Source organism: Vibrio sp. 2033, assembly GCF_033339735.1.
This window is the reverse complement of sequence record NZ_JAWOVC010000606.1, coordinates 1-581: the sequence shown is the minus strand read 5'-3', so window position 1 is coordinate 581 and position 581 is coordinate 1. Positions and strand designations below refer to the sequence as shown.

The 581-nt window shown below is 47.5% G+C and carries 1 pseudogene; it reads left to right on the top strand.

Annotated features, from left to right (window positions below):
• Positions 1-581, top strand: a pseudogene (locus R7P74_RS28045) (DNA polymerase I); the annotation flags it as partial.

Sequence of the window (581 nt, the reverse complement as noted above, 5' to 3'; positions counted from 1 at the left end):
AAAAACTCAAAGCGGCAGAGCTGTTTGCTTTTGATACCGAAACGGACAGCCTTGATTACATGGTGGCGAACCTTGTTGGTTTGTCATTTGCTATCGATGAAGGTATTGCGGCTTATGTCCCTGTCGCACACGATTATTTGGATGCGCCAGAGCAACTGGATCGCGATTGGGTTCTTGAGCAGCTGAAACCGATTCTTGAAGACGACGCTCAAGCGAAAGTCGGTCAGAACCTAAAATACGACGCGTCTGTGCTGGCACGTTACGGCATCGAGATGAAAGGCATCAAATACGACACCATGTTGGCGTCTTACGTTTACAACAGCGTAGGCGGCAAACACGACATGGACAGCTTGGCACTTCGTTTCCTACAACACAGCTGCATTTCATTCGAACAAATCGCGGGTAAAGGTAAAAACCAACTGACCTTCAACCAAATCGAGCTTGAGCAAGCATCGCCATACGCAGCTGAAGATGCAGACGTCACGCTTCGCTTGCACAATCGTCTGTTTGCTAACATCGAACAAGATGAAAAGCTAAAATCGGTTTACGAAGAAATCGAAATGCCGCTAGTCCCTGTTTTG